Annotated in this window: 7 protein-coding genes; 6 read left to right on the top strand and 1 reads right to left on the bottom strand. The window is 28.7% G+C overall.

What is annotated here, in order from left to right; translation table 11 throughout:
* The 4 genes from tssD to H527_RS23970 form a co-directional block, all read left to right on the top strand.
* A partial coding sequence (gene tssD, locus H527_RS24205) for a type VI secretion system tube protein TssD (protein ID WP_162143818.1) occupies positions 1-1,727 on the top strand: 1,727 nt, incomplete at its 5' end.
* Positions 1,728-1,729: 2 nt separating this feature from the next.
* On the top strand, positions 1,730-2,404 hold the full coding sequence (locus tag H527_RS0112015) for a toxin-antitoxin system YwqK family antitoxin (RefSeq protein WP_155837881.1): 675 nt from the start codon (positions 1,730-1,732) through the stop codon (positions 2,402-2,404).
* A gap of 243 nt (positions 2,405-2,647) precedes the next feature.
* Positions 2,648-4,138 carry a M1 family aminopeptidase gene (locus H527_RS0112010; protein ID WP_027412943.1) on the top strand — a complete coding sequence of 497 codons (1,491 nt, stop codon included), beginning with the start codon at positions 2,648-2,650 and terminating at the stop codon, positions 4,136-4,138.
* Between the two features lie 487 nt (positions 4,139-4,625).
* A complete protein-coding gene (locus tag H527_RS23970) occupies positions 4,626-4,772 on the top strand; it encodes a hypothetical protein (RefSeq protein ID WP_155837880.1) in 147 nt (48 codons plus the stop codon).
* A 66-nt stretch (positions 4,773-4,838) separates the two neighbouring features.
* Here the strand turns inward: H527_RS23970 and H527_RS0111995 are convergent, their stop codons facing one another.
* Positions 4,839-5,339: a regulatory protein RecX gene (locus H527_RS0111995; protein ID WP_027412942.1), complete on the bottom strand. Its 501-nt coding sequence runs from the start codon at positions 5,337-5,339 to the stop codon at positions 4,839-4,841.
* Positions 5,340-5,515: 176 nt separating this feature from the next.
* Between H527_RS0111995 and H527_RS21995 the strand changes: the two genes are divergently transcribed.
* Together H527_RS21995 and H527_RS0111985 are read left to right on the top strand one after the other, a co-directional pair.
* Positions 5,516-7,804 carry a lantibiotic dehydratase family protein gene (locus H527_RS21995; RefSeq protein WP_051316743.1) on the top strand — a complete coding sequence of 763 codons (2,289 nt, stop codon included), beginning with the start codon at positions 5,516-5,518 and terminating at the stop codon, positions 7,802-7,804.
* Between the two features lie 8 nt (positions 7,805-7,812).
* Complete coding sequence (locus tag H527_RS0111985) at positions 7,813-8,685, top strand: thiopeptide-type bacteriocin biosynthesis protein (RefSeq protein WP_027412941.1); 873 nt, start codon at positions 7,813-7,815, stop codon at positions 8,683-8,685.
* The last annotated feature ends 28 nt before the right edge of the window (positions 8,686-8,713 follow it).

The raw sequence follows: 8,713 nt of genomic DNA, 5'->3' as shown, positions 1-8,713 counted from the left end.
TATTGGGGGGATTAATAGAATGTACTTTTATAACAGGTTATAACGAGGAGGTGTTTTTGTACTTTATGCAAATGCCATCGGTACATAATAAAAAAAATGAAGATTTTTATTATTTAAGCGAAGGAGAGGTGGTATTTTACTTTAACTCTTTTGATAATCCCCCTTTAAAAAGATATAAATTTAATGATGCTGCCATAGTAGAGTATAGAGAGGTTTTTGCTACTAATGGCGAAACCCCAATGTTAACCACGATTACGATTTCTCCTGCGATACAAGATTATGGACACCCTATAATTAGACGGTGGAACAAAAGCTATATCCCACCAAGCAAACAACAAGGATATCAAGCATTAGGTGAGGAGGAAAAAGAAGATTTTAAATTCATAGCTACTCTGTCTCGTAAAAATGATTATAACGGTGAGTTTGGTTTTGACTGGATTCGAAATAATTACAAAAATATCTGTGAGAATTATCAAGAATTAAAAAAGGAATATGAACAGATTAACATAGAGGGAATAAAATATTTTGTCCCTTGGTTATCGATGTTTCCAAATCAAGAAAACGTCTTTCTGAATTTACATATTAATTCTATAAATGGTAAACAACGAAATGAAGATATCATTAAGTTACCTGCAAAAAATGGTATACGTTTTGAACCAGATCAGTTGAAAGTTAAAGAAGCTAATGGACATGAAATAAAAGTTTTTTGTGATAAACCATTAAATGATGACGTTAAAATTGAATTTTTAGATAAAAATGATAATATAGTAGGTAAGCTTATAGTAGTTAAAAATGATAAGGTTTATGATCTAAATTTAAAAATTGTAAAAGTAGTTCGTAGTACATCAAGAGATAAAGATCTTAAAGGTATCAATGATGCCCTTAATACAATAAAATTAAATGATTTTTTAAATAACAATTCGCTTCAACAAGCATTGATAAAAACAAATATTATTCAAACAGAATGTATTTTGGAACTGGAAGGTGAAATATCAGATGATAATGATGAACCTTTATATGATGGAGCTGTATTTGTCGGAAAAAAAGAATCTGTAAGTAAAATGTTTAGAGAATTATATGTTACAAAATACGAAAAAGAAACTGTCCATAAAGGTGTTCTTTTGTTTGTGACCACTATAAGAAAAAATGATACAGCAGGAGATGGGCAACTATGGGATACTACTAAAAGATATTGTAGTATTTTTTATGATGGACTATATAGTGTAACAACTTATGTTCATGAAATAGCACATGTATTAGGGTGTGAACATTCTTTTGATAATGAAGGAGAAGATTTTATAAAAAATCATGAAGATAATATATTAGAAGAGGAAAAAAAGATACATGATTTAATTGTTGAAATTGAAAAACATAAGCAGAGAATAACTGCTAATAAAGAACAAATCATAAAGATGCAAAAACATCCTAATAATCCAATTGCAGTTAATAATTTAAAGGTAGCAGAATCAAATATTATAGGACATGAAAAAAGGATATTGAATAAGCAAAAAGAAATAGAACAACGTAAAAAAAATATTAACCAAAGACAATCACTTATATCCGTTGCTCCTAAAATTATGGAGAACAACAAATATGTATTTCCAAAGAAAGGTAGTACTTTGGATAATTTTATGGATTATACTAATCCTAGAAGTATAAGAAATAGTTTTTGGAAATGGCAGTGGAAAACGATTCAAAGCGAAATAAAAACTTACTATTCAAAATAATTATGAAAAATATAAGTCTGTGTCTTTTTTTATTTTTAGTTTTTTCTAAATGTTTTTCACAAAAAGAGGTGATTATAAAAGAGTCCGAAAGAGAATTTTTTACTGAAAAGATTACTGAATATTTAAAAATAGTTCCGATATCAGAATATAAAAACACAAAGCAATTAATGATTATAAACAAAGAAGGATTATATGAATATGTTAAAGATTCTTCTCTTGTTAGTGCCCAAATAGAAATTTCACTTTATTCTGCTATTAATGATAGTCTAAACCCTAGTTTAATTGGTCACTTAAAAGGTTTTATAAAAGAAGGGAAAAGAGAAGGAATTTGGACAAAAGAAATTTTTAATAAAAAGAAAAATAAATTTGTAGTTGTGAAAACATTTAATTACCTCAATGGTGTTTTGAATGGCAAATATCAAGTATTTGATCTTAATGGAAAGATTTTGTCTCCTTATCTCTCAAACCCATTTGATGTAGATGAAGAAAAGAGTTATTACGAAATTTATAAAAATGGTTCAGGATATTATTATGATTATTATTATGATACAGGAGTTTTAAAAGAAACAGGTCGTTATTTAAAAGGTAAAAAAAATTCTCGATGGATTATTTATGATAGTAATGGAAAAGTTGTAAAAAAAGAATCGTATTACAATGGTTTCTTAATAAATAATTAAAGCAAGTTCCTACACTATGCCCCCGCTATCGACCGAATCCTTTTGGGTGATGTCAAACTTTGGTAGGTAAGACTAAGAAAATAATGTAAAAAAAACCTCTAGACTTCGCGAAACAATTAAAAACGATACATTAAAAGAGAACAAAAGAGGTGGTAATAAATGTTATAAAAAAAAGAAATACTACAGATAAATGAGTCATATTTTTTTAGACAATACACCACAATTATTTTAAAAAACTATTTAATGAAACTCAATATAATAATAACACTTTTGTTAACAGTACACCTTATACAGGCTCAACAACCTAATGAAATTACTTATGAAATTGGTTTTTCTGAAAAACCTAATCCACATTTAGAAATTTCAGTAATTTTTGTAACAGATCCACATTCTGAAAAAACTTCATTTTTCTTTCCCAATTCGCATTGGGGGCAAGATAGTTTAAGAAACTGTTTAAAAAACTTAAGATTTTCTGAAAATATCACAGAAACTAAATTTTCTACAGATAGCATTATTCAAGTTTATCATAAAAAAGGAACTAATGCGATAAGATTGGATTATACTATCGAACAAGATAGAGGAAAGGAAATAACTTATGGTAATTTTAGAAGACCCATAGTACAACCAAACTATTTTCATGTACACACCCATAGTCTTTTTTTACTACCTGATATTAATCCAGAAGATAATTTAAAAATCACTATAGATTGGAAAACACCTAACCAAAATTATCACAATAGTTTTGGCACAAATATCAAACATCAAATTATACAAACAACCAGAAAAAAATTCGAAGAATCAGTTCATATTGGGGGTGATTATCGTTTATATGACCAATATATAAAGAACAAGAAAGTATCTATTGCTATAAGAGATATATGGATGCCTTTTGATGATACAAAAATAACTGCCTTTCTAAAAGAAATCACTAATGGTTTAAGGACTTTTTGGAATGATTTTGATAAAGAAGATTACCTTATTGTAGTATCTCCTATGAATAATTTTAAAGGAAAAGGATATACAGGGACTGGAATGACCAACTCGTTTACAGCTGCTTTATCTAACAATTCCTATATCAAAGACAAGGATTTATTACAATTATTCAATCACGAAATGGTTCATGATTGGATTGGTATCTCCATCCTTAATGATAATGAAGAAGAACAATATTGGTTTAGTGAGGGTTTTACGGATTATATAAATTTTAAACTTGCAGCTACCTATTCTTTTACAAAAAATAGGAATTCTTATTTTACCAAAAAATTGAATGTTACAATGCTCGAACTCCTGATTTCCAAATCAAAAAATATTAAAAATAAGGAAATCACGTATGAAAAATATTGGAGTGATTATAACACTCAAATCATTCCTTATAAAAGAGGTACTTTATTTGCCTTTTTATTAGATCTTAAAATCTGTTCCATATCTAAAGGAAAATTAAAGCTGGATGATTTATTAAGAGCTATCTTAAAAGATGCTAAAAAAAATGGACAAAAATTAGATCATCCATATTTCATATCCAAAGCAAATGAGTTCTTAAAAGAAGATATTACTCCTTTCTTTAATCGTTATATTGAGAATGGAGAAGACCTGCCACTGCAACAAACTTTTGATCAATACAAACTCAAATACGAATTGACCTCTTACAAAAATAAAAAAGAAAAGCATTTTGAAAACATTCCTAAAGTATTAGAAAACCAAGACAATAAATTACTTAATTTACTTTTTGAATAATCAAAAAAATAAAAGCCCAATATCACCAGAATCCTTTTCGGGTGAGGTCAAATTTTAGTGGGTAAGAATAAGAAAATAATATATAAAAAAGTCTAATCAATACCCTCAGAGCAAACTCACGAAATATGCTTCCGAAAATATATTTTGTTTTCGAGGTAAGCCTCAGAAAATTAAACTCCACAATGTGTGATTAAAAACGATAAGTTAAAACAAAAGAGGTAGTAATAAATGGCAAAAAATGAAAAACCTTGAAAGTTATAACATCGTTTAATTAGATTCTAAGGAAATGCTAAATACAAATGGAGGTAATTTAGGAGGAATCACAGGTGTATTAGCTATAGCTGGTGCAGCATTCAAAAGGGGATGGGATCTAGGTAGAGAAGCTGCTAGGTAATAAATATTTTATAAAACTACCTGAGGTCTTTTTTATTATATTTACAATCTAGAAGTATTTCTCAGGTAGTTTTAATTTTTAAAACCTTATACTATGAAAACCAAAACGAATATTTTAAATACAGTGTCTAAATCTATAAGCAAGTTAAGCGATTTAGAATTAGTAGTACTAGTATTTGCAATGGCAATGGCATTCATGTATGTTGGTTGGGAGCTAGGTAAAGCATATGCAAGAATGTAATTGATATCATATAATCTACTTTTGTTGCAAACCAATGTTATATATTTTTTAATACATAAAACGAGCTTAAGAAATAAGCTCACTTACTTTTTCGTATACAAGGCTTGTTTCCCAGCCTCTGTATAAAAGATAATCTATAAGTTTTTTTCGTATTTTATTTTTGTCATCCCAGTGCTGATTGGGATTTGTTTTACTTATGCTTTGGTATTTCTTTTCGGCAAGTGTATGAAAAGTCTCTAAATAATCTGTTTCAGGTATTTCTTTAAGAGCAGATGTAATGTTATACGCAGAGATTTGTCGTATTTTTAATTCTTGAGTGATACGTTGTTTTCCCCATTTTTTGATACTAAATTTACCTCTTGCAAAAGCTTTGGCAAAACGTTCTTCATTTAGAAAATTATGTTCCAAAAGATGTAATATAATCTTTTCTTTGGCTTCTGGTATAAGTTTCATAGTATATAACTTATCCTCTATTTCTTTATGGCAACGTTCCTGATAGGCGCAATAACGTTCCATTTTTCTCATCGCTTCGGTTACGGTTATAGATACTGCAGGATTTTTATGCATAGGATACAAAGGTAAAGTACTTTTATAATTAGAAAAAGATCCATCTATATGATTTTATAAAATTTCCGTATAAAACGATTACCATAATTGTTTTTTTTTTTTCAATTTTAAAACAAAAACTATAAAAACAGAAAGTAGTATATTTATTTTATATTAATAAAAACATTAAATAGCTCTTGAAACTAAAAAACCCATATACTTTTTTTGACCAATATTGCCTTAGAACACCAATTTTATCATTAGATTTTTATTATAATCTTACTAAAGAGAAAACTATAAAAAAGGATATTTTTATAAATATCTGGAAAAATGCTATTATACGGGAGGCTATTTTTTTGGCTTCGCCAGAACTCTTCTTTGAAATAGAAAAATGGGTGTCAGGAAATTTAAAAGATACCAAAAAGCACAAAAGATTAGAAGCATCTTTATTAAAGTATATTTCCAGAATGAGTTCGCGATGTACTCCTTTTGGGTTATTTGCAGGTTGTAGTATAGGAGAGTTTGCAAAAACCACAAATATCGAATTAGAGGACTATAATCACCACCAAAGACAAACCCGTTTTGATATGAATTTTTTGGTAGCTTTTTCGCAAAAATTAGCCAAAGAAAGTGCCATCAAAAAACAATTATTATGGTATCCTAATAGTAGTCTTTACAGGATAGGGGAGCAATACCGATATATAGAATATACCTATAATAAAAACAATCGAAGAGAGCATTCTATAGAAGCAGTTACCTATACCGAATATCTCGAAACTATAATAAATAGTACTAAAACAGGTAAAAAAATTAGTGAATTAGCATTATTACTGGTAGATGATGAAATAACAAAAGAAGAAGCCGAAGGGTTTATAGAAGAGCTTATTTCTAATCAAATTTTAATAAGCGAAATAGAACCAACGGTAACTGGAGAAGATTTTTTGGTGCAATTAGAACAATGTCTCGTTAGGTTAGATGTAGACACACCTATTTTAAAAGAAATTCAATATTACAAGAAGTTTTTGGATGAGATAGACTTCAAACTAGGTAATCAGACTAAAAAATATCTTGAAATAAGGGAGAGATTAAAACAATTAGATACTCCTTTTGAATTAAAATATCTTTTTCAAACCGATATCTATACTCAAACACAATCTAATCGATTAGACGTTCGATGGGGGTATAAATTAAAACGAGTATTAACGTTATTAAATAAAATAAGTAGCCCTAATAAAGAAACAGATTTAAAACGATTTATAGATGCTTTTGTAAAACGATATGAAACACAAGAGGTTCCTTTGGCAGTTGCTCTGGATACCGAAATAGGGATAGGCTATTTACAGCACCAAGATGCTAGTGATTCTACTTCTTTTTTAGAGGATCTTTATATTCCGTCTAAATCAAACTTAAAACAAGAAATCTCTTGGAGTCCTGTTTCTGAAATATTAAGTAATAAATTGCAAGAAATACAAAACCCATACATTTTAGAACTAGAAGATAAAGATTTTGAAGATTTAGAGTTCAACTGGAGTGATTTACCAGATACTATGTCGACAATTGTTCAAATTACAAAAATAAATGGCGAAGAAAAGATGGTTTTATCTTCGATGGGAGGATCTTCAGCAGCAAACCTTATGGGTAGGTTTTCTACAGGAAACAAACAAGTTTTAAAACACATTCATAATATAGTTGCCGTAGAACAGCAAATATATCCAAACCATATTCTTGCAGAGGTTATTCATTTGCCAGAGTCCAGAACTGGAAATGTACTACGAAGAGCTACTATTAGAGAGTATGAAATCCCTTATTTAGGGAAATCTAATGTACCTGTAAAAAAACAAATATCAATAGAGGATTTAGTAATCTCCGTTAAACATGGTAAAGTCGTATTACGGTCTAAGATTTTAAATAAAGAAGTTGTTCCGCGTTTAACCAATGCTCATAATTATAGTGTTAATGCATTGCCAGTATATCATTTTTTATGTGATCTACAAAAACAAGGAGGTCGATCAGGGATGGGTTTTTATTGGGGCGAAGCATTAGAGAAAAATATCTTTTTACCAAGGGTAGTATACAAGGATTTTATTTTGGCAGCAGCCCGTTGGAAAATAATTGTTGCAGATCTAGGGTTTACAAACGTTAGTAATAAGGAAGAGTTGTTTGAATCAGTAAGGGTATGGAAAACAAAATTAAATATCCCTAACTTGATACAATTAGTAGATGGAGATAATACTCTATTGATTAATTTAGAAAACAGTAATTCTATAGAAATGTGGTTGGATACCATAAAAAATAAAAAAACCTGTATTCTTGAAGAGTTTTTATTTACTGATGAGGTTAATTCTGAAAAACAATCAGGGATAGTTCAACAAAAAGAAAATAATTATACAAATCAATTTGTTATCTCCTTATATAATGATGAAAAATTAAAACAAGTAAAAGAAAAAAATAACATCTCAAAAAAGGTAAAAGCAGAGATAAGATAAAGTATTGTATGAGCATAAAAAGAACATTTATACTTGGAGATGAGTGGTTGTATTATAAGATATATTGTGGAGCAAGAACATCAGATACAATCCTTATAGAAGCCATTAAGCCTGTCGTAGAACAATTATTAGAGAAAGAATCTATAGATTCTTGGTTTTTTATAAGATATGCAGACCCTGATTTTCATATTAGAATACGATTGCATTTGCGAGATGTAAAATATATAGGAGATACTATTTTTAAAATAAATGCAGTATTGCAAAAGTATGTAGAACAGCATATAATATTTAAAATACAGACAGATACTTATATCAGGGAGCTAGAACGTTATGGTAGAGATACTATGGTAGTTTCGGAAGAACTGTTTTTTTATGATAGTTCGATGCTTTTGGATGGAATGGCAAGAATCGAAGACGAAGAATTGTATTTTTTATTTGTAGTAAAAGCAATAGATAGTTTATTGAATAGTTTTGGCTATGAGAACAAAGAAAAATTAGATTTAGTAAGTCAAAATAGTTTAGCGTTCAAAAGAGAGTTTCATGCAGATAAAGCATTAAATAAGCAATTAGATAAAAAATATAGAGGCTTAAAAAGTAAGCTTAGCTTGTTTTTAGAGAGAGATTATATTCAGGAGGATTATTCTGTATTAGATCAGATTATTGATTATAAAGCTAAAAGATCAAGATCTGCAATTCAAAACATTAGAGATAAGTATCAAAAAAAGGAATTAGAAATGCCTTTAGACGATCTTCTTAGTAGTTACATACATATGTTGGTAAATCGTGCATTTAGATCTAAACAGCGTTTTTATGAGTTAGTTTGTTATGATTTCTTATTACGATATCAAAAAACACAAGTGAGGTATTTGGCATCTTCTTAATTTTCTATTTAAAAAAAATGGCTGACGA

The organism is Aquimarina muelleri DSM 19832 (assembly GCF_000430665.1).
GTDB classification, from domain to species: domain Bacteria; phylum Bacteroidota; class Bacteroidia; order Flavobacteriales; family Flavobacteriaceae; genus Aquimarina; species Aquimarina muelleri.
This window is presented reverse-complemented; position numbering and strand designations above follow the sequence as displayed.